Source organism: Bacillus spongiae, from assembly GCF_037120725.1.
Taxonomy (GTDB): Bacteria; Bacillota; Bacilli; order Bacillales; family Bacillaceae_K; genus Bacillus_CI; species Bacillus_CI spongiae.
This window is the reverse complement of sequence record NZ_JBBAXC010000012.1, coordinates 143,776-164,030: the sequence shown is the minus strand read 5'-3', so window position 1 is coordinate 164,030 and position 20,255 is coordinate 143,776. Positions and strand designations below refer to the sequence as shown.

21 protein-coding genes are annotated in these 20,255 nt (G+C 36.1%); 19 read left to right on the top strand and 2 right to left on the bottom strand.

The window, feature by feature from the left end:
- Positions 1–82 precede the first annotated feature (82 nt).
- Positions 83–1,429, bottom strand: a complete 1,347-nt coding sequence (gene dnaA / locus WAK64_RS15235; RefSeq protein WP_336587844.1) for a chromosomal replication initiator protein DnaA — start codon at positions 1,427–1,429, stop codon at positions 83–85.
- Between the two features lie 716 nt (positions 1,430–2,145).
- Between dnaA and rpmH the strand changes: the two genes are divergently transcribed.
- The 11 genes from rpmH to WAK64_RS15180 all read left to right on the top strand — a co-directional run bounded on the left by rpmH (position 2,146) and on the right by WAK64_RS15180 (position 12,358).
- The gene (rpmH, locus tag WAK64_RS15230; protein ID WP_336587843.1) at positions 2,146–2,280 is read left to right on the top strand and encodes a 50S ribosomal protein L34; all 135 of its coding nucleotides are present in this window, start codon (positions 2,146–2,148) and stop codon (positions 2,278–2,280) included.
- 160 nt (positions 2,281–2,440) lie between these two features.
- Positions 2,441–2,806 carry a ribonuclease P protein component gene (rnpA, locus tag WAK64_RS15225; protein ID WP_336587842.1) on the top strand — a complete coding sequence of 122 codons (366 nt, stop codon included), beginning with the start codon at positions 2,441–2,443 and terminating at the stop codon, positions 2,804–2,806.
- Between the two features lie 120 nt (positions 2,807–2,926).
- Positions 2,927–3,706 carry a YidC family membrane integrase SpoIIIJ gene (gene spoIIIJ / locus WAK64_RS15220; RefSeq protein ID WP_336587841.1) on the top strand — a complete coding sequence of 260 codons (780 nt, stop codon included), beginning with the start codon at positions 2,927–2,929 and terminating at the stop codon, positions 3,704–3,706.
- The gene (gene jag / locus WAK64_RS15215; protein WP_336587840.1) at positions 3,703–4,323 is read left to right on the top strand and encodes an RNA-binding cell elongation regulator Jag/EloR; all 621 of its coding nucleotides are present in this window, start codon (positions 3,703–3,705) and stop codon (positions 4,321–4,323) included. Before spoIIIJ ends, jag begins: the two co-directional genes overlap by 4 nt.
- 322 nt (positions 4,324–4,645) lie before the next feature.
- Positions 4,646–6,031 (top strand): tRNA uridine-5-carboxymethylaminomethyl(34) synthesis GTPase MnmE, encoded by a 1,386-nt coding sequence (gene mnmE, locus WAK64_RS15210; RefSeq protein ID WP_336587839.1) that lies wholly within the window; start codon positions 4,646–4,648, stop codon positions 6,029–6,031.
- Positions 6,032–6,149: 118 nt separating this feature from the next.
- Positions 6,150–8,033, top strand: a complete 1,884-nt coding sequence (gene mnmG / locus WAK64_RS15205) for a tRNA uridine-5-carboxymethylaminomethyl(34) synthesis enzyme MnmG (protein ID WP_336587838.1) — start codon at positions 6,150–6,152, stop codon at positions 8,031–8,033.
- Positions 8,034–8,055: 22 nt separating this feature from the next.
- Positions 8,056–8,772 carry a 16S rRNA (guanine(527)-N(7))-methyltransferase RsmG gene (gene rsmG / locus WAK64_RS15200; protein ID WP_336587858.1) on the top strand — a complete coding sequence of 239 codons (717 nt, stop codon included), beginning with the start codon at positions 8,056–8,058 and terminating at the stop codon, positions 8,770–8,772.
- A gap of 114 nt (positions 8,773–8,886) precedes the next feature.
- Positions 8,887–9,753 (top strand): nucleoid occlusion protein, encoded by an 867-nt coding sequence (noc, locus tag WAK64_RS15195; RefSeq protein WP_336587837.1) that lies wholly within the window; start codon positions 8,887–8,889, stop codon positions 9,751–9,753.
- Between the two features lie 212 nt (positions 9,754–9,965).
- Complete coding sequence (locus WAK64_RS15190; RefSeq protein ID WP_336587836.1) at positions 9,966–10,727, top strand: ParA family protein; 762 nt, start codon at positions 9,966–9,968, stop codon at positions 10,725–10,727.
- Complete coding sequence (locus WAK64_RS15185) at positions 10,720–11,574, top strand: ParB/RepB/Spo0J family partition protein (protein WP_336587835.1); 855 nt, start codon at positions 10,720–10,722, stop codon at positions 11,572–11,574. Before WAK64_RS15190 ends, WAK64_RS15185 begins: the two co-directional genes overlap by 8 nt.
- A 76-nt stretch (positions 11,575–11,650) precedes the next feature.
- The gene (locus WAK64_RS15180) at positions 11,651–12,358 is read left to right on the top strand and encodes a DUF554 domain-containing protein (RefSeq protein WP_336587834.1); all 708 of its coding nucleotides are present in this window, start codon (positions 11,651–11,653) and stop codon (positions 12,356–12,358) included.
- Between the two features lie 26 nt (positions 12,359–12,384).
- Here the strand turns inward: WAK64_RS15180 and yyaC are convergent, their stop codons facing one another.
- On the bottom strand, positions 12,385–13,011 hold the full coding sequence (yyaC, locus tag WAK64_RS15175) for a spore protease YyaC (protein ID WP_336587833.1): 627 nt from the start codon (positions 13,009–13,011) through the stop codon (positions 12,385–12,387).
- Positions 13,012–13,401: 390 nt separating this feature from the next.
- On the opposite strand from yyaC, the gene WAK64_RS15170 reads away from it, so the two are divergent.
- From WAK64_RS15170 to rplI, 8 genes are all read left to right on the top strand, one after another.
- Positions 13,402–13,599, top strand: a complete 198-nt coding sequence (locus WAK64_RS15170; protein ID WP_336587832.1) for a DUF951 domain-containing protein — start codon at positions 13,402–13,404, stop codon at positions 13,597–13,599.
- A 182-nt stretch (positions 13,600–13,781) separates the two neighbouring features.
- Positions 13,782–14,882: a redox-regulated ATPase YchF gene (gene ychF / locus WAK64_RS15165; protein WP_336587831.1), complete on the top strand. Its 1,101-nt coding sequence runs from the start codon at positions 13,782–13,784 to the stop codon at positions 14,880–14,882.
- Positions 14,883–15,120: 238 nt separating this feature from the next.
- Positions 15,121–15,408, top strand: a complete 288-nt coding sequence (gene rpsF, locus WAK64_RS15160) for a 30S ribosomal protein S6 (RefSeq protein WP_336587830.1) — start codon at positions 15,121–15,123, stop codon at positions 15,406–15,408.
- A 69-nt stretch (positions 15,409–15,477) separates the two neighbouring features.
- On the top strand, positions 15,478–15,993 hold the full coding sequence (gene ssb / locus WAK64_RS15155; RefSeq protein WP_336587829.1) for a single-stranded DNA-binding protein: 516 nt from the start codon (positions 15,478–15,480) through the stop codon (positions 15,991–15,993).
- Positions 15,994–16,036: 43 nt separating this feature from the next.
- The gene (gene rpsR, locus WAK64_RS15150) at positions 16,037–16,273 is read left to right on the top strand and encodes a 30S ribosomal protein S18 (protein WP_336587828.1); all 237 of its coding nucleotides are present in this window, start codon (positions 16,037–16,039) and stop codon (positions 16,271–16,273) included.
- A gap of 536 nt (positions 16,274–16,809) precedes the next feature.
- Positions 16,810–17,748 (top strand): YybS family protein, encoded by a 939-nt coding sequence (locus tag WAK64_RS15145; protein WP_336587827.1) that lies wholly within the window; start codon positions 16,810–16,812, stop codon positions 17,746–17,748.
- Between the two features lie 41 nt (positions 17,749–17,789).
- Positions 17,790–19,763, top strand: a complete 1,974-nt coding sequence (locus tag WAK64_RS15140) for a DHH family phosphoesterase (RefSeq protein WP_336587826.1) — start codon at positions 17,790–17,792, stop codon at positions 19,761–19,763.
- Entirely contained in the window at positions 19,760–20,209 is a 450-nt protein-coding gene (gene rplI / locus WAK64_RS15135) for a 50S ribosomal protein L9 (RefSeq protein ID WP_336587825.1), read from the top strand. Before WAK64_RS15140 ends, rplI begins: the two co-directional genes overlap by 4 nt.
- Positions 20,210–20,255 lie beyond the last annotated feature (46 nt).

Genomic DNA, 20,255 nt, shown 5'->3' with positions numbered 1-20,255 from the left:
CACAGCCTATCCACATGTGGACAGACTGTGCTTAAATAATAAAAAGTTATACACAACATTTCCTGTAAGTGGGGATAGATAATTACCCTTTTAATGTTGTTTGAATTTCTTTAAGTTGTTGCTGAAGTAAAGGATCAGTACTCAATAACTTAGAAATTTTTTCATGAGCGTGAATGACAGTTGTATGGTCACGACCACCGAATTCCTCTCCAATTTTAGGCAATGAAAAATCGGTTAATTCTCTTGATAAATACATAGCAATTTGACGAGGAAAAGCAATCGATTTGGTCCTTTTTTTCGCTTTGAAGTCTTCAAGCCTAACATTAAATTGTTCGCCAACGACTCTTTGGATTTCTGCAATCGTCACAACTTTTGGTTTTGAACTAGGAATAATATCTTTCAGTGCTTCAGCTGCTAGGTCAGCATTAATATCCTTATTAATTAAAGAAGAATAAGCAACCACACGAATAAGCGCGCCTTCTAGTTCACGAATGTTAGAATCAATTTGGTTGGCAATATATAACATGGCTTCATTAGGAATATCTAGTCGTTCAGCTTTCGCTTTTTTACGTAAAATAGCAATCCTAGTTTCTAAATCAGGTGGCGTAATGTCTGTAATCAGTCCCCATTCGAAGCGAGATCGTAAACGGTCTTCAAGGGTGGGGATTTCTTTTGGTGGACGATCACTCGAAATGACAATTTGTTTACTTTCTTCGTGAAGTGTATTAAAAGTATGGAAAAACTCTTCTTGAGTTTGTTCTTTTCCTGCTAAAAATTGAATATCATCGATTAAGAGAACATCCACATTTCGATATTTATTACGAAAATCGACAGCTTTATTATCTCGGATTGAGTTAATAAATTCATTGGTGAATTTTTCAGATGATAGGTACACAACTTTAGCAGAAGGATTTTGGTCAAGAACATAATGACCAATAGCGTGCATTAAATGCGTTTTTCCAAGTCCAACGCCCCCATATATAAATAAGGGATTATAAGCTTTAGCTGGTGCTTCAGCTACAGCTAAACTAGCAGCATGAGCAAAACGGTTTCCAGATCCAATGACAAAAGTATCAAAAGTATATTTTGAGTTAAGCATGTTTTGTAAAAGATCTTGCGATTCTCCATTTTTACCTAATTTTTTAGGTGGATTAGGAATGTCAAACTCTTCAGGCTCTTGATTTTGTGGGATAATAAATTTAATCCCTAGCTCTTCCCCAGTAATATCATAAATAACACTAGCGATTAGTTGTGAATACCGTCCTTCCAACCAATCTCTAGCAAATTCGTTAGGAGCGGTAATAATTAAAGTATCTCCTTGTAAAGTATGTGCTTTAGTTGACTTTAACCATGTATCATAGCTAGGTTTACTTATTTTTTTTTCAATTTCTAATAATGCTTTATCCCATAGGCCCGCAATATTCTCCAATACGCTCCCTCCTTCGCTTCAGTATTGTTATCTATATTCATAACGAGATGTGTCAAAATAAATTCGTTCATCAAATAGTATTTTCTCCTTAGAAATCTAAGACAATTGAAAGAGGAATGATCTTAAACATAACAAAACAGGATCTTTGACGAGCTTTGTCAAATATCCAAACATGTTGAGTTATTTCATCCGTCAGATTCTTTTTTGTATATTTCTTGTATGTTTTTTCATACTAAATAGTAATGGTTTTATAAAATCCAAAAGACTGAATGTGTAAAACCATATAATAAGGAAAGTAGTGGTTTTTCGACACTATCCACGAGCTGTGGACAAGGTTCTACACGGCTTGTGTTTTTATTATCCACACACTATCCACATTTTGTGGATAAAGTTAAATAGATAATAGGATATTCAGAGTGAAAACACAATAATCATATCAGAATAAGCCTTTTGTTGCAATGGCTTTTCTTTTTTATCCACATATAAGTGTTGTGTGAATAAATACTTTTCCACAGCGTGTTAGGTTGTGAAAAAGATGTCAATATGTGCTGTGGATAGTGAAGGGAGAGGTTTTTATTTATCCACAAGCACTTATCGTGTAGGGAGTGAACGAAAACAATGGAAGGTGGTATTGACATTTTAAGGCCATCGTCTATATAATTAGAAAGACTGTCTAACAATATTTTTATTTTTACATCCTCAGGGAGGTGTTATACATGAAAAGAACGTTTCAACCAAATAGACGTAAAAGAAGTAAGGTTCACGGTTTCCGTGCACGCATGAGCTCAAAAAACGGACGTAGAGTAATAGCTGCTCGTCGTCGTAAAGGAAGAAAAGTATTAACTGCGTAGGCCACTGATTTATCTCAGTGGTCTTTTTTCTAGTAGTAAGTAAGAACAAAGATTACTGAGATTCTTATTGTAAATAATTGTTTCATTCCTTATTGAAGTATGAGGAAGAAATGGCTTGTGCATTAAGATATAAAACGCAAACTACAGGTGGGTTTAATAAATGAAAAAAGAATATAGGTTAAAAAAGAATAGGGAGTTCCAAGAGGTTTTTAATAAAGGAACGTCATTTGCTAACCGCCAATACGTTGTGTATGTGTTACCAAAGAAGGAGCAAGATGTTTTTCGAGTGGGGCTTTCAGTTAGCAAGAAAATTGGAAAGGCAGTCACTAGGAATCAAATCAAACGTTATATCAGGCAAGTCTTTTTAGAATTGAAGGATGAGGTAGAAAAGGGAAATGATTATATTATTATCGCCAGAAAACCGGCGGCCGATATGAATTTTCATGAGACGAAAAAAAGTCTCATTCATGTATTATCCAGATCAAAAGTATTGAAAAGAAAAAAGAATGCCAATACTGAAAAGTAATATTGAGTAACAATCAGTTTTTTCTATTTAAAAGTGATACAATACAGTTGATACGCGTTTTTATAAAAATAAAACGCATTATACAATATGTAAATTGGAAGAGTAGGGAGGAAATTCAAGGTGTCTAAGAAATTATTAACCTTGATCGCACTAATTGGTGTTATGACGCTGTTAGCTGGTTGTACCGAATATAATCAGCCGATTACACCTGAGAGTAAAGGGATTTGGAATGAGTTTTTTGTATATCCACTTTCTTGGCTTATAACGACTTTTGCTGACATTTTTAGCGGAAGTTATGGTTGGGCAATTGTAGTGGTAACGATTATTATTCGTTTAGTGATTTTGCCACTTATGATTAAGCAAACGAAAAACGCGAAAGCGATGCAGGCTTTAAACCCTGAAATGCAAAAGCTTAGAGAGAAATTCAGTTCAAAAGATGCACAAACTCAGCAAAAATTGCAGCAGGAAACGATGGCTTTATTCCAAAAGCATGGTGTAAACCCACTTGCTGGTTGTTTACCGCTAATTGTGCAAATGCCAATTTTAATTGCTTTTTATCATGCCATTGTTCGTACAGAAATGATTTCTGAAGATACCTTTTTATGGTTTGACTTAGGACAACCGGATCCGATTTATGTCTTACCGCTAATTGCTGGTTTGACAACATTTATTCAACAAAAAATGATGAGTGCTGGAACGGCCAATCAGAATCCACAAATGGCTATGTTAATTTGGATTATGCCGATTATGATCATTATTTTCGCCATTAATTTCCCAGCAGCGTTATCTCTTTATTGGGTAGTTGGTAATATTTTCATGATTGTTTCTACTTATTTTATTAAAGGTCCTGAATTACGCAAGGGAGCTGAAGCAACTTCACCGGGAGGTTCGAAAAAGTGAAACAAGTAACGGCTACTGGACAGTCTGTTCGTGAGGCAGTCGAGTCAGCTTTAGCCCAGTTACACATCACAGAAGAACAAGCAGATATATCGATACTCGATAAAGGGAAAAAAGCGATACTCGGCTTATTTGGTGGAAAACCAGCTACAGTTTTAGTGAAGAAGAAGCAAAATGTAAAAGAAGAAGTAGTAAATTATTTACAAAATATTGCAAAAGAAATGGGCATTTTCCCTAAGATAAATGTAAAACAAGAAGGGAAAACATACTATTTTCAATTATTTGATGAAAAGATTGCGTTAATTATTGGGAAGAGAGGGCAAACATTAAATGCCCTTCAATATTTAGCCCAATTAGTAGCGAATCAAGCAAGTGAACAATATGTAACGGTTATTATTGACGCAGAAAATTATCGAGAAAAGCGAAAAGAAACACTTGTTCAACTTGCTCATCGATTAGCACAAAAAGTACATATGACCAAGAGATCTGTAAAACTAGAACCAATGCCGTCATATGAAAGAAAGATTATTCATTCTTCTTTGTTGGATAATCCTAATGTAAAAACAATTTCTGAAGGAAATGAACCTCATCGATACGTGGTTATTAAGCCGGAGAAATAATGAGAAGCCTTTAAGTTCTTAACTTAAAGGCTTTTTTTAATCCTATTTAATTAGCAATTGAAAAGTGGAGTGAAGGTGAATAGGCAATAAATTGTAAACGTCTTGCCTGCTTAATTAAGGGAAACTTTATAATGAATAAAATAGCCCACTCGGCAGTTTTATTGTTATTCACATGTGGATAAGTTAAAATATAGGGAGCGAAAAAGGTCTTGTGGATAAAGGTTACCTATACGCATCAATTATAGTGTGGTATTCTAATCTTTTGATCAAAATATCATACGAATTTTACTATAGATATATACAGATGAAAGAGGTGATTTGAATGGAATTTGATACAATCGCAGCAATATCTACTCCGATGGGAGAAGGAGCCATTGCGATAGTACGCTTAAGTGGTGAAGAAGCATTTGAGATTGCGGATAAAATTTTTAAAAAACCAAACGGTGATAAATTAACTTCACTTCCTTCCCACACCATTCATTATGGCCATATAGTAGATCCAACAGAAAATAAAATTATAGAAGAAGTTATGGTTTCCATTATGAGGGGTCCTAAGACTTTTACGCGAGAGGATGTAGTGGAAATTAATTGCCACGGGGGAATGGTTTCCGTCAATCGTGTATTACAAGTGATTCTGACAAATGGAGCTAGACTAGCTGAGCCAGGTGAGTTTACAAAAAGGGCCTTTCTGAATGGTCGAATTGATTTATCGCAAGCGGAAGCTGTTATGGATCTAATCCGAGCAAAAACTGACCGAGCAATGAATGTAGCCATTAATCAAATGGAAGGTAGACTTTCCCGATTAATTCAAAAGCTTCGTCAAGATATATTAGAGACTCTTGCTCATGTTGAAGTCAATATCGATTATCCTGAGTACGATGATGTTGAGGAAATGACTCACACCATTCTACTTCAAAAATCTCGATTGGTTAAAGAGGAAATCGAAAGACTCCTTCGCACATCTGAGCAAGGTAAAATATTAAGGGAAGGTCTTTCAACAGTCATTATTGGACGACCAAATGTAGGAAAATCTTCCTTGTTAAATAGTCTCGTACAAGAAAATAAAGCCATTGTTACAGATATTCCTGGGACAACACGAGATGTGATTGAGGAATATGTGAATGTTAGAGGAGTACCACTTCGGCTTGTCGATACAGCAGGTATTCGGGAAACAGAGGATATTGTTGAAAAAATTGGTGTTGAACGATCTCGCCAAGTGTTAAAGGAAGCTGATTTGATTCTTCTCGTATTGAATTATGCCGATGAGCTTACAGAAGAGGATGAAAATCTATTCAAAGCAGTGGAAGGCATGGATGTAATCGTTATAATCAATAAAACGGATTTACCGCAGAAAATTAATCTGGATAAAGTAGAAAAGCTTGCTAGTCAGCATAAGCTTGTCACCACTTCTTTATTACAGGATAAAGGCGTAGATGAGCTTGAAGAAAGTATCGCTTCTTTATTCTTTAAAGGTAAACTCGATGCAAGTGATATTACGTATGTATCAAACAGCCGTCATATTTCTTTGCTTCATCAAGCAAAGAAATCAATAGAAGACGCTATAAACAATGTTGAGATGGGAATCCCTATTGACATTGCTCAAATAGACTTAACAAGAACATGGGAATTATTAGGTGAAATTATTGGGGAAAGCGTTCATGAAAGTCTAATTGATCAACTGTTTTCCCAGTTTTGTCTAGGGAAATAATGATGAAATGTCATCAGCTAGAAATTCGCAGAATAATGTCGATTTAATAGGGTAGATGACATTACCCCTTTCCATGTATGAAATCAATATAAAATGTGAAGTAATAGGAGGATACAAAATGCAGCAGTATGAAGCGGGTAGCTTTGATGTCATTGTTGTAGGAGCTGGACATGCTGGAGTAGAAGCAGGACTGGCATCTGCAAGGGTCGGAGCCAAAACGCTTATGATTACGATTAATTTAGATATGGTTGCCTTTATGCCTTGTAATCCGTCTGTCGGAGGCCCAGCAAAGGGGATTGTCGTACGAGAAATAGATGCATTAGGTGGAGAAATGGGTCGTAATATCGATAAGACCTATATCCAAATGCGTATGTTAAACACCGGAAAGGGTCCTGCAGTTCGAGCTTTACGTGCTCAAGCAGATAAATTCGCTTATCAACATGAAATGAAAAAAACACTTGAGGAAGAAGAAAACCTTACACTCCTGCAGGGGATGGTTGAACATTTAATTGTAGAAGATGGAAAATGTACAGGAGTTGTTACTCAAACAGGTGCTATTTACCGAGCTTCATCTGTAGTTATTACAACTGGAACGTTTTTGAGAGGAGAAATTATTTTAGGGGAACTGAAATATTCAAGTGGCCCGAATAATCAACAACCGTCCATTCATCTATCAGAACATCTAGAGGAGTTAGGGTTTGATTTAGTTCGCTTTAAAACAGGCACGCCACCACGTGTGAATAGTGCATCAATTGATTACACTAAAACAGAAATTCAACCAGGTGATGTTGTTCCAAGAGCCTTTAGTTTTGAAACAACAAAATACATTACAGATCAGCTCCCGTGCTGGTTAACCTATACAAATGAACGGACACATCAGTTGATTGATGATAATTTACATCGTTCACCAATGTATTCTGGAATGATTAAAGGGACAGGACCTCGTTATTGTCCTTCCATTGAAGATAAAGTGGTTCGCTTTAACGATAAGCCTCGTCACCAAATTTTCTTAGAGCCAGAAGGGAAAAATACGCAGGAAGTGTATGTTCAAGGCCTTTCCACTAGCCTACCAGAAGATGTACAACAAAGAATATTAAAAACGATTCCAGGTTTGGAAAATGTGCAAATGATGCGAGCAGGGTACGCAATTGAATATGATGCTATCGTCCCAACTCAATTATGGCCAACACTCGAAACAAAAAAAGTCGCAGGTTTGTATACGGCAGGTCAAATTAATGGAACTTCCGGCTATGAAGAAGCGGCAGGACAAGGAATCATTGCTGGAATAAATGCAGGTAGAAGGTCTTTAGGAAAAGAAGAACTTATTTTAAGTCGTTCCGATGCCTATATAGGTGTGTTAATCGATGACTTAGTGACAAAAGGGACGAATGAACCATATCGTTTATTAACCTCTCGTGCAGAATACAGACTATTGCTTCGCCATGATAATGCTGATTTACGGTTAACAGAAATCGGATATAATATGGGGCTAATTACTGAAGAACGATATCGTGGTTTCCTTGAGAAGAAAGTACAAATTGAGGAAGAGAAGAAACGTTTACGCTCCATTATTATTAAACCAAATCAACAAACACAAAAGCTTATTCAGGAAGCAGGAGGTAGTGAACTAAAGGACGGGATTAGAGCGGCTGATCTATTAAAGCGTCCTGAGATGTCCTATGACCATATTCACCAGTTAGTCCCTTCGGAAATAGTGCTTCAAGAAGACGTAACAGAACAGGTTGAGATCCAAATTAAGTATGAAGGCTATATTGAAAAATCTTTACAACAAGTAGATCGAATGAAGAAGATGGAATCGAAGAAGATTCCTGAAAATATCGATTACCATGACATAAATGGGTTAGCTTCTGAAGCTAGGCAGAAGTTAATAGAGGTTCGACCATTGTCGATTGCCCAAGCTTCACGAATTTCAGGTGTCAATCCAGCCGATGTCTCGATTTTACTTGTTTATATAGAACAAGGGAAAATTGCTCGTATATAAATAAGCTGGAAGGACTGAAATGATGAACGTAAATCAATTTCAGGAAAGTCTTAGTGAGAAAGGGATCTCCCTTTCTGCTAAGCAGCTTTCCAAATTCGATAAGTATTTTGAACTACTAGTAGAATGGAATAATAAAATAAATTTAACGGCTATTACAGAAGAAAAGGAAGTCTACTTAAAACATTTCTTTGATTCCATCACCGCTTCTTTTTATGTGGATGTAAAAGATGAATTACATATTTGCGATGTCGGTGCAGGAGCAGGATTTCCAAGTATCCCATTGAAAATTTGTTTTCCACAATTACATATTTCTATTGTCGATTCCTTAAATAAACGAATAACGTTCTTAGAGCATTTAGCATCAGAGCTACAGTTAGAGAATGTTAGCTTTTATCATGATCGAGCAGAGTTATTTGGGAAAAAGCCTGAGCATAGAGAGAAATACGATCTTGTTACGGCGCGTGCCGTTGCCAGAATGTCTGTGTTAAGTGAGCTTTGCTTACCACTTGTTAAAGTTGGTGGAACCTTTGTTGCAATGAAGGGTGCTGCAGCCCAGGATGAGCTTCAAAATGGAAAGAAGGCCATTTTCTTGTTGGGGGGAAAAGTAAGGGGAATACATTCTTTTAATCTGCCTGAAGAAAATAGCGAAAGAAATATTGTTGTAGTGACGAAAGAGAGCTCAACCCCAAAGAAGTATCCACGAAAGCCTGGTACACCAAATAAGTCACCATTAGAATAATGTTTCATGTGGAACGTTTAGATTGGATAAGGTAAAATTCAATTATAAAAGAAGGAACTTTTTATTAGATAGAGAATATTTAACAAGGGAGTTTCCTAAAGGTGGTGTAGGAAGATGAAGCATCCTTTCTCTCGTTTATTTGGGTTAGGAGAAAAGGAACAAGAACTTTCAACAGAGCTGGAAAATGAAATTGATGTTGAGAAGGAAGAAGTCAAGAAAATACCTATCTCACAAATTGTCCCCAATCGATTTCAACCTAGAACTGTTTTTGATGACCATAAAATTGAAGAACTAGCTAGAACAATACATACTCATGGTATAATTCAACCCATTGTGGTTCGAGAATACGAAAAAGATCAATTTGAGCTCATTGCTGGTGAACGGCGATGGAGAGCAGTGCAATCATTAAATTGGGATAGTATTCCTGCTATCATAAAAAATTTAAATGATACAGAAACGGCTTCGGTAGCACTTATTGAAAATCTTCAACGGGAAGAGCTTTCACCTATTGAGGAAGCTATTGCGTATGGAAAATTATTAGAATTGCATAATTTAACACAAGAAGCTCTTGCCCAGCGTCTTGGAAAAGGACAATCTACTGTAGCGAACAAACTGAGATTATTAAAGCTACCAGGAGAAATTCAAGAAGCCTTATTGCAAAAGCAAATTACAGAACGACATGCAAGAGCGTTAATTCCTTTAAAAACTCCTGATAAACAATTGGTCCTTTTACAGGAAATTATCGAAAAAGGATTAAATGTAAAGCAAACGGAGGAGCGAGTAGGACGGATTTTAGAAGGGTCCGGTAAGAAACAAAAGCCACGTCGTAAGGCGTTTAGTAAAGACATGCGCATTGCAGTAAATACAATCAGACAGTCCTTGACGATGGTTTCTGATAGTGGAATTAATTTAAATTCTGAAGAAGAAGAATTTGACGAGTTCTATCAAATTACAATAAAAATTCCGAAGAAAAAAACGTGATGTCCGTATAGTTTGTGAGAAGCTTAATCCTTTAGGCTTCTCACTTTTTTCGATTAAGCATATGTACAAATCGTAGTGAAAAGACATCGTTCATATAAAAGTAAATTGGAAAATGTATTTTTTTTGGATTGTACGTTTATCAGGCGTTAAATTTTGATAAAATAGATTACATGATTCTTAATTAACTAGGAAACAAAAGGTAGGTGAACGCCTTGGGCAGAATAATGACCATTGCCAACCAAAAAGGTGGTGTAGGAAAAACAACGACCTCTGTAAATTTAGGGGCATGTTTAGCTTACATCGGAAAAAAAGTTTTACTTGTTGATATTGACCCACAAGGAAACGCCACGAGTGGAGTTGGTATTGAAAAAGGTGACGTCCAAAATTGTATTTACGATGTACTAGTTGATGATGCGAATGTTGTAGATATTATTATGCCAACATCAGTGGAAAACTTAGATACAATCCCGGCTACAATCTCGCTCGCTGGTGCAGAAATAGAGCTAGTTCCTACAATTTCCCGGGAAGTACGTTTAAAAAGGGCACTTGAGCCAGTAAAAGATCAATATGATTATATAATTATTGATTGTCCCCCATCTCTTGGACTTTTGACAATTAATGCTCTTACGGCTTCTGATGTTGTCCTTATTCCGGTTCAGTGTGAATACTATGCGCTTGAAGGATTAAGTCAATTATTAAGTACTGTACGCCTTGTTCAAAAACATTTAAATAAAGACTTAATGATTGATGGTGTGTTATTAACAATGCTTGACGCAAGAACTAACTTAGGTATTCAAGTAATTGAGGAAGTAAAGAAATATTTTCAAGATAAAGTGTTCCGAACAATTATTCCAAGAAATGTACGCTTAAGTGAAGCACCAAGCCATGGAGAGCCGATTATCATTTATGATGCAAAATCTAGAGGAGCCGAAGTATACTTAGAATTGGCAAAGGAAGTGGTTAATAGTGGCTAAAGGACTAGGAAAAGGGATTGATGCACTTTTTTCGCATGTTGTTAACGATACAGAGGAAACGATTCAGGAAGTCAAACTGAACGAACTCCGCCCTAATCCGTATCAACCAAGAAAAATCTTTCAACCAGAAGCCATTGAAGAGTTAAAGCAGTCGATTATTGAGCATGGTATCTTACAACCAATTATTGTACGAAAAAGCATTAAAGGCTATGAAATTGTTGTAGGTGAGCGACGTTATCGAGCAGCTCAAGCAGCCAATTTTGAAACAGTACCTGCAGTCATAAGGGAATTGTCTGACCAGCAAATGATGGAGTTAGCCATTCTAGAAAATCTTCAGCGTGAAGATTTAACCCCTATTGAAGAAGGGTTAGCGTACCAACAATTAATTGACAAACTCAACATTACTCAAGAAGAGTTAGCAAAACGGTTAGGGAAAAGTCGTCCCCATATTACCAATCATATTCGTCTACTCTCCCTCCCATCTCCTATTCAACAATATATATCAGATGGAATCATTACAATGGGACATGGACGAGCTCTACTAGGATTAAGAAAGAAAGAAAAGATTAAAAGTGTCGTTGAAAAAGTTGTTCAAGGAAATATGAATGTTCGTCAGCTTGAAAAATTAATTCAAGAGCTAAACAAGGATGTTTCACGTGAAACAAAGAAGAACGTCCCGAAAAAAGATATTTTTATCGCAGAGAAAGAGAGCTATTTACGTGAACGCTTTGGCACGACTGTCAGCATAAAACAATCTAAGAAAAAAGGTAAAATTGAAATAGAGTTTTTATCTAAAGATGATCTCGAACGTATCTTATCGCTTCTTCAATCAAATGAGGAAGAGTAATATACCATCTGATAGATGGTGTATTTTTTTTACTGTTATTTTTCAACAGAGATTTTAGGAGAAAGAGGATGTATGCATGGTTTTATTAGGTTCGATTGTTAATGCGGTTGCCATAATTTTAGCTGCTATGTTAGGGAAACGTCTACAGCGAATTCCTGAAAGAATAAAGACCACTGTAATGCAGGCAATAAGCTTAGCTATTATTGTGTTAGGTTTACAAATGGGGTTGGAAAGCGAGAAGTATTTAATTGTTATTAGTAGTATTGTGATAGGAGCTATTATAGGAGAATATTTCTCCCTAGAAGATAAGCTTAATTCAGTTGGTAAATATTTAGAAATGCGTGTTGGTAGTAATTCAGAAGCTTCTCTATCACAAGGATTTGTTACTGCAACACTTATATTTGTAATTGGAGCTATGGCAGTATTAGGGGCACTTGATAGTGGATTACGAGGAGATCATGAAATTCTATATACAAAATCTATTATCGATGGATTCACAGCGTTAATCTTAACCACAACTTTGGGCATTGGCGTTATGTATTCTGCCATACCCGTTTTATTGTATCAAGGCAGTATTGCTCTATTTGCTTCACAAATTCATGCGTTTGTGCCAAGTGAAATACTTAATCTATTTATTTCAGAAATGACATCCACTGGCGGAGTGATGATTTTGGCTATTGGGTTGAATATGTTAGGAATAACAAAAATTCGTGTTGCCAATTTACTTCCTAGTATACTTGTTGTTGCGGTAATGGTGGCAAGTTCATTTTTTATCCCTATGTAAAAAAGCACGGGGATATCTCGTGCTTTTTAAGGTGTTTTCTCTTCATGCTCATTTTCTATATATAGCTTAGTCCAAGTTTGTTTAATCGGAAAGGAAAGGCTTGCTTTCGCAATGCCATCTGCAATAATTTTAGCCATATTTAAGACTAAATGTAAGCGGGTGTTTTGTAGGACAAAATATTCCATGAAGCCACTCACATTGACAATACCCGTAATATGCATATCTCCTACTTCAGGTAATTCTTTATTGACACCGGCACCAGGCTTAATGGGTCCTTTTCCTATTTGAATGGAACCAACACTTTTGATTCTTCCTAAACATGCATCAATTCCGATAATATAAGGATTTACATGTTTATCAGTAATTTCCTTTAATTTTGTAGTTAAATTTACAGCATGAATAGGGTCTTCTAACGTTCCATAAATATGAAAGTTTGATATATGCTTTTCCTCTAACAACGATCCGACAAGCGGGCCCAGAGCATCACCTGTTGAACGATCTGTTCCAATACAAACGAATACAATCGGACGATGATAAAAGGTAGGAAAAATAGAGAGTAAATGCGTAGATATGTGAAGAGCCGCATTGTCAGCATCATGTAATATTTTTACTGGCTCTTTTGGTTTTTTAACGATCTTTTTTTTGAAATTCATTCTTTTCACTCCTTCTAATAAAAAGATGAAAATTTCATTCTTAGTAATTGGAGCTTTATAAAATGTTAGACGGTCATTTTCATAGTATCAGTATACGGAAAAATTGATCATTCTATACATGAAGTTTAGTAAATACAGGAAGGAATCTATCTAATAGGTTATCCGATTGCAGATAGCCCTCCCTCTTGCTATTCGTAAGATAAAATTCATATATATTTAGATGAATGTAAAATATGTAAAAGCTTAAAAGAAATTTCCATAAATAAATGGTTAATAAAGATTTATGTGAGAACATGTTGTATGATATTTAGGAAATGATTGTAATCCTTCAAAGAATAGATTTGAAGGAGAGCATCAATTAATAAGCAAAAAAATGAAGGAGGTTTCCCTATGGAACAAAAAGAATTCCAACTTCATGATGTCGTCGAAATGAAAAAATCACATCCTTGTGGAGCAAATGCCTGGAAAATCATTCGAATGGGAATGGATATTCGAATTAAATGTGAAGGCTGTGGCCATAGTGTCTTAATCCCAAGAAGAGACTTTTCGAAAAAAATGAAAAAAGTATTAAAAAAACATGAAGAATAAGCAAGTAAGAAGAGACATCGGTAGAACGATGTCTTCTCTATTGTTCTTTATAGGTTAACTAATAGTTCTATATATATAACAGATGTTCCTTCTTTAATACTTGTCTTTTCTATTTATTCTCTCTATAATTGTGAAAGGTAAAAAGCGAAAATGAACGAGATATTATTAGAGGAGTGACCAAGATGGCTTTAACAGCAGGTATCGTCGGTTTGCCGAATGTTGGTAAATCTACACTTTTTAATGCAATCACAAAAGCTGGTGCAGAATCTGCCAATTATCCATTCTGTACAATTGACCCAAATGTTGGAATTGTAGAAGTTCCAGACCATCGTTTAGATACATTAACAGAATTAATAGACCCTAAAAAGACGGTCCCGACCACATTTGAATTTACAGATATAGCTGGAATTGTAAAGGGAGCAAGTAAAGGAGAAGGATTAGGAAATAAATTCTTATCTCATATTCGTCAAGTGGATGCAATCTGTCAGGTCGTACGGTGTTTTGCTGATGACAATATTACTCATGTTTCAGGAAAAGTAGACCCGATTGACGATATAGATACAATTAATCTTGAATTAATTTTGGCGGACTTAGAATCTGTTGATAAACGAATAACACGTGTTCAAAAGCTTGCTAAACAGAAAGATAAAGAGGCTGCATTTGAATACGAGATTCTTGAAAAGTTAAAATATGCGTTTGAGAATGAAAAGCCTGCGCGTACTGTGGAATTTACAGAAGAGCAAATGAAGGTTGTTAAAGGATTGCATCTATTGACAACCAAGCCAGTATTATACGTAGCAAACGTGGGGGAAGACGACATCGCCTCACCTTCTACTAATGAATACGTACAACGAGTACGAGAGTTTGCCAAAGAAGATAACGCTGAAGTGATCGTTGTTTGTGCTAAAATAGAATCCGAAATTGCAGAGCTCGATGATGATGAAAAAGCCATGTTTCTTTCCGAATTAGGGATTGAAGAATCTGGACTTGATCAACTGATTCGTGCGGCATATTCATTATTAGGTCTGGCAACCTATTTTACAGCAGGAGTACAAGAAGTTCGTGCATGGACATTTCGTAAAGGGATGAAGGCACCTCAATGTGCTGGAGTTATTCACACTGATTTTGAGCGAGGTTTTATTCGAGCTGAAACAGTATCCTATGATGATCTTGTTGGCAATGGTTCTATGTCGGCAGCTAAAGAAGCCGGAAAAGTCCGTTTAGAGGGAAAAGAATATGTTGTAAGTGATGGAGATGTGATTCACTTCCGTTTTAATGTATAAAGTTGAAGGTGGTGTATACCACCTTTTTTATGTTGTGGCTACTTAATAAAATTCACTATTGTCGAACAAGTTCTATAAAGGTTTATTGAATAAGAAAAGGGAAGTTTTTTGATTGATCTAGGGCTTGATAATATTGCAATACAGTATCTGGTATGATATAATCTTTTTCTGTGAGTAATAATTATATTGCTCCTTGCCCTATTTAGGGCCGCATAGTCCATAAGGAGGTGACTTAAAGATGAGAAAGTATGAATTAATGTACATTATCCGACCAACAGTTGATGAAGAAGCAAAGAAAGCAGTTGTTGAACGTTTTGCTAACGTATTAACTTCTAATGGTGCGGAAATCATCGAGTCTAAAGATTGGGGTAAACGTCGTTTAGCTTATGAGATTAATGACTTCCGTGATGGTTTTTACCAATTGCTGAACATTAACTCTAACGTAGAAGCGGTTTCTGAATTTGACCGTCTTGCGAAAATTAGCGATGACATTATCCGTCACATCGTTGTTAAAGAAGAAGAATAATTTGACTGATATTTATAATTTATAGATTTAATGTTTCACGTGAAACATTAACGAAAGGGGTTGATTCTGATGATGAACCGAGTCGTTTTAGTAGGACGATTAACGAAAGATCCAGAATTGCGTTATACTCCAAGTGGAGTAGCAGTTGCTACATTTACTCTAGCGGTGAATCGTACGTTTACAAATCAATCAGGTGAGCGTGAAGCTGACTTTATTAACTGTGTTGTATGGCGTAAGCCAGCAGAAAACGTTGCGAACTTCTTGAAAAAAGGTAGCTTAGCTGGAGTGGATGGTCGAGTTCAAACTCGTAATTATGAGGGACAAGATGGGAAACGTGTTTATGTAACGGAGATTGTTGCAGAAAGTGTTCAATTCCTTGAACCGAGAAATTCGGGTGGAAATACTGACCAACGTGGAGGTTACAATAATAATAACCCTTACGGTGGAAGTAGACAGGACAATCCATTTAATCAAAATCAAAATCAGAATCAACAACGCAATCAAAATCAAACTCGTGTAGATGAAGATCCATTTGCAAATGATGGACAACCAATCGATATTTCGGATGACGATCTTCCATTCTAACGATTAATTGATTCTAAAATTTTTTTAAGAGGAGGTTATTCACATGGCAGGAGCTCGCAGAGGCGGACGTAAGCGTCGTAAAGTGTGTTATTTCACAGCGAATGGGATTACACATATCGACTTTAAAGACGTAGATCTTCTAAAAAAATTCATCTCTGAGCGTGGAAAGATTCTTCCACGTCGTGTAACTGGTACTAATGCTAAGTATCAACGCAGACTTACTCGTGCAATTAAGCGCGCACGTACAATGGCATTACTTCCATATGTTACTGGTGAATAAAAAGCTATAGAGACACTCTATATTTATATTGAGTGTCTCTTTTTTATTTTGAATGTTAACGAAACAAGTGTATCCTTTGTATAAATTAAATCAGAAGACAAATTTATTGTTCGTACTTAGTAGTGAATGAGTTGCTCTAAAGGATGGCTCAAACTTCATGGAATAGGAATAAAAAATAATGACACTTTTAAGAGTGTCAATTTTTATGCTATAAATCCAATTGTTTATACATATTAAAGAGAGGTAGGGAGAAAGTTATAGTAACTTTGTAGGATCTCTCTTTTCCTCCGTTTGTACAGATGGTAAGGGTAAGAGTAAAAAATAAATTAGATAGAATAATGGCTGGCGCTAGGGAGCGTACAAAAGTATATACCTGGCATTATATTTCGTGTAATAGTGTCACGAAAAAAATTGAAATGATAAAAATTAATGTGAATATAATAGGTGTTTCGTAAAATGCACTCCCCTCTAGTCTTGAAGAGAAACGTATTCAAGTCTAAAATAATACATAATAAATATGAAAGGGTGTGATGATGTTGTTGAAAACGAAAGGGATTACAGAAGGAGCTATATTATTATCAGTGTTTGCGGTCCTTTTGTTTATCACCTTATTTGTACCGTTACTTGGATTTATTTCAAGTTTATTTTTAATTTTACCTTTTTTATTATATAGTAGTAAGTATCCATTAAATTACAGCTTTGTACTTGTTATTGCCTCTATTGGACTATCCTTATTCATAGGTAGTGTACTATCTTTACCAATCGTTGTTACAACAAGTATTGTAGGAGTACTAATTGGCTACTTTGTTCAGCAAGGTCGACAGAAAGGGACAATCTTACTAGTTGCCAGTGTTGTGACGCTTATCATTACTGTCATAGAGTATATGATTGCAGTTGTTTTTTTAGAGGTGAATATTGTTTCTGAGCTTTTCAAAACGTTAGATGAAGCGGTTGAAATGTCCTACGGTATTGTAGAAAGAATGGGCCAAACACCTGATCCGAAAGCCATTGAAAGTATGGAGTCGATGGTAGACTTGATGAAAGCATTGGTTCCTAGTATTTTTGTAATCATGTCGGTTATGTCGGTTTTAATATGGATGCTCCTCAATTTCCCAATTATGAAACGATTTGGGGTAAATGTACCAAAATTTCAACCATTTCATAAAATGATGCTTCCTAAAAGTATCTTATGGTATTATTTAATCACCTTAGTGATTAGTTTGTTTATTTCAGTTGAACCGGGAAGCTATGGTTATTTTGCATTGGTGAATTTGTCGTTTATCTTTCAATTATTATTAATTTTACAAGGGTTTTCTTTTCTGTTTTACTGGAGTTACTCGCGTGGATGGTCAAAAGCAATACCAGTTTCGCTTACGATTTTCTTCTTAATTTTTTACCCTTTACTTTTTATCATTCGATTATTAGGTATAATTGATTTAGGTTTTAACTTAAGACAGCGCCTTCAACATAAATGATAAACCTTGTTACAAAAGTACAAGTTTTAGGAGCTGAATAAATGGTGTTACACTTAAAGAAGCGAATGATTCGCTATCCAATTTTCGGATTACTCATAATTACTGCCTTTTTATTGATTGTTGTCGCTTTTTATAATTGGTGGTTAGCAGCTGTTGGACTTATCATATATGGTGGGATATTTTTTCTTATTTTATATGTGGAAAAAAGTGATTATGAGGCAACCGAAGACTACATCTCCACCCTCTCCTATCGTGTAAAACGTGTAGGAGAAGAAGCATTAATGGAAATGCCTATTGGGATTATGTTAATCAATGATGAGTATTTTGTTGAGTGGACCAATCCGTTCGTAGCTGCATCCTTTAATGAGGATTCTGTCGTAGGACGCTCTCTCTATGATATAGCAGAGGAACTTGTGCCCTTAATAAAGCAGGAAGTAGATGCGGAAACCATTTCATTAAATGATCGAACGTATAAGGTTATTTTTAAGTTAAGAGAAAAACTACTTTATTTCTTCGATATAACAGAGCAAGCTGAAATTTCAGAGAGATATGAAAATGACCGTACCGTCATATCTATCATCTTTCTGGATAATTATGACGAATTAACGCAAGGAATGGACGACCAAACTCGGAGTAGCATGAACAGTTTAGTCACCTCAATCCTTAATAAATGGGCGAAGGAAACGGGAGTTTTTCTAAAAAGGATTTCTCAAGAAAGATTTATTGGTGTGTTTAATGAGCTCATCTTAAAAGAACTTGAAGAAGAGAAATTTTCTATTTTAGATGAGGTGCGTGAAGAAACGGCGAGGCAACAAGTTCCGTTAACATTAAGTATTGGTATAGGCACATTTGTGTCAACCTTACCTGAGCTTGGAACACTGGCCCAATCTAGCTTAGATCTTGCTCTTGGACGAGGGGGAGATCAAGTAGCCATCAAGCAGCCAAATGGAAAAGTAAAGTTTTATGGTGGGAAAACCAATCCAATGGAAAAAAGAACAAGGGTAAGAGCACGGGTCATCTCTCATGCTTTAAAAGAATTGATTCTTGAAAGTGATAAAGTCATCGTCATGGGACATAAAAACCCTGACATGGACGCGATTGGAGCTTCTATTGGAATTCGTAAGGTAGCCCAGCTTAACGAACGAGAAGGGTATGTAGTCCTTAATTCTGATGATATTGACAATGGAGTAGGAAGACTGATGGATGAAGTAAAAAAGGATCCCGAACTACTTTCGCGCTTTATCACATCAGAAGAAGCGATGGAGATGGCGACAGAAAATACGCTATTAGTTGTTGTTGATACGCATAAGCCTTCTCTTGTCATTGATGAAAAGCTTTTAAACAAAATCGATAAGAAAATGATTATTGATCATCATCGTCGTGGGGAAGATTTTATCCAGAATCCATTGCTTGTATATATGGAACCTTATGCTTCTTCAACGGCGGAACTAGTTACAGAATTACTAGAATATCAACCAAAGCATGAAAAAGTGAATATGTTAGAGGCTACTTCTTTATTAGCGGGCATTATTGTTGATACAAAAAGCTTTACGCTACGTACAGGTTCTAGAACGTTTGACGCTGCTTCTTACTTAAGAGCCCAAGGAGCAGATACAATATTAGTGCAAAAATTTTTAAAAGAAGATGTCGGTACATATATTGCCCGATCAAAGATTATCGAAACGGTTTCCTTTCCTTATGAAGGGATAGCTATTGCAAAAGGGAAGGAAGATGAGGCATATGATCCTGTCCTTATTGCTCAGGCTGCAGACACCTTACTCACAATGGATGAGGTGATAGCATCCTTTGTTATCGGGAATCGAGAGGAAGGAAGACTCGGCATTAGCGCTCGATCTTTAGGGGATATAAATGTTCAAATTATTATGGAAAGCTTGAACGGCGGCGGTCACTTAACGAATGCAGCTACTCAACTTTCCGATACAACCGTTGAGCAGGCTGAGACGCTCCTTCTTCAAGCAATAGATGAGTATTATGAAGGGAGAAATGAAAAATGAGAGTAATTTTCTTAAAAGATGTTAAAGGAAAAGGAAAAAAAGGTGAAATAAAAAATGTTGCAGACGGCTACGCGCATAATTTTTTATTAAAGAAAGGCTTAGCGAAGGAAGCGACAAATTCAGCGGTTAGTCAACTTGAAGGTCAACAGAAGTTAAAGCAGAAGCAAGAAAAAGCAGAACTAGAAGAAGCGAAAAAGCTGAAAGAGACATTGGAAAAAATAACGCTTGAATTAAAGGCGAAATCTGGTGAAGGTGGACGCTTATTCGGCTCCATCACAACGAAGCAAATTGCAGAGAAGTTACATAAAGGCCATAAAATAAAAATTGATAAGCGTAAAATGGAGCTTGATGACGCCATTCGTTCATTAGGCTATACAAATGTTCCTGTTAAACTTCACCATGAGGTCATTGCTACATTGAAAGTACATGTTACGGAAGAAAGTTAAATTTGCCAAAACTATTCATGATCAAATCATGATACAATGAAATAGC

Excerpts from the sequence above, each read along its gene's own strand:
- ssb (WP_336587829.1), top strand. The coding sequence starts at position 15,478 with ATGATGAACCGAGTCGTTTTAGTAGGACGATTAACGAAAGATCCAGAA.
- ychF (WP_336587831.1), top strand. The coding sequence starts at position 13,782 with ATGGCTTTAACAGCAGGTATCGTCGGTTTGCCGAATGTTGGTAAATCT.
- mnmG (WP_336587838.1), top strand. The coding sequence starts at position 6,150 with ATGCAGCAGTATGAAGCGGGTAGCTTTGATGTCATTGTTGTAGGAGCT.
- rplI (WP_336587825.1), top strand. The coding sequence starts at position 19,760 with ATGAGAGTAATTTTCTTAAAAGATGTTAAAGGAAAAGGAAAAAAAGGT.
- WAK64_RS15180 (WP_336587834.1), top strand. The coding sequence starts at position 11,651 with ATGGTTTTATTAGGTTCGATTGTTAATGCGGTTGCCATAATTTTAGCT.
- WAK64_RS15170 (WP_336587832.1), top strand. The coding sequence starts at position 13,402 with ATGGAACAAAAAGAATTCCAACTTCATGATGTCGTCGAAATGAAAAAA.
- rpmH (WP_336587843.1), top strand. The coding sequence starts at position 2,146 with ATGAAAAGAACGTTTCAACCAAATAGACGTAAAAGAAGTAAGGTTCAC.
- noc (WP_336587837.1), top strand. The coding sequence starts at position 8,887 with ATGAAGCATCCTTTCTCTCGTTTATTTGGGTTAGGAGAAAAGGAACAA.
- mnmE (WP_336587839.1), top strand. The coding sequence starts at position 4,646 with ATGGAATTTGATACAATCGCAGCAATATCTACTCCGATGGGAGAAGGA.
- yyaC (WP_336587833.1), bottom strand. The coding sequence starts at position 13,011 with ATGAATTTCAAAAAAAAGATCGTTAAAAAACCAAAAGAGCCAGTAAAA.
- rsmG (WP_336587858.1), top strand. The coding sequence starts at position 8,056 with ATGAACGTAAATCAATTTCAGGAAAGTCTTAGTGAGAAAGGGATCTCC.
- rpsF (WP_336587830.1), top strand. The coding sequence starts at position 15,121 with ATGAGAAAGTATGAATTAATGTACATTATCCGACCAACAGTTGATGAA.
- rpsR (WP_336587828.1), top strand. The coding sequence starts at position 16,037 with ATGGCAGGAGCTCGCAGAGGCGGACGTAAGCGTCGTAAAGTGTGTTAT.
- WAK64_RS15140 (WP_336587826.1), top strand. The coding sequence starts at position 17,790 with ATGGTGTTACACTTAAAGAAGCGAATGATTCGCTATCCAATTTTCGGA.
- rnpA (WP_336587842.1), top strand. The coding sequence starts at position 2,441 with ATGAAAAAAGAATATAGGTTAAAAAAGAATAGGGAGTTCCAAGAGGTT.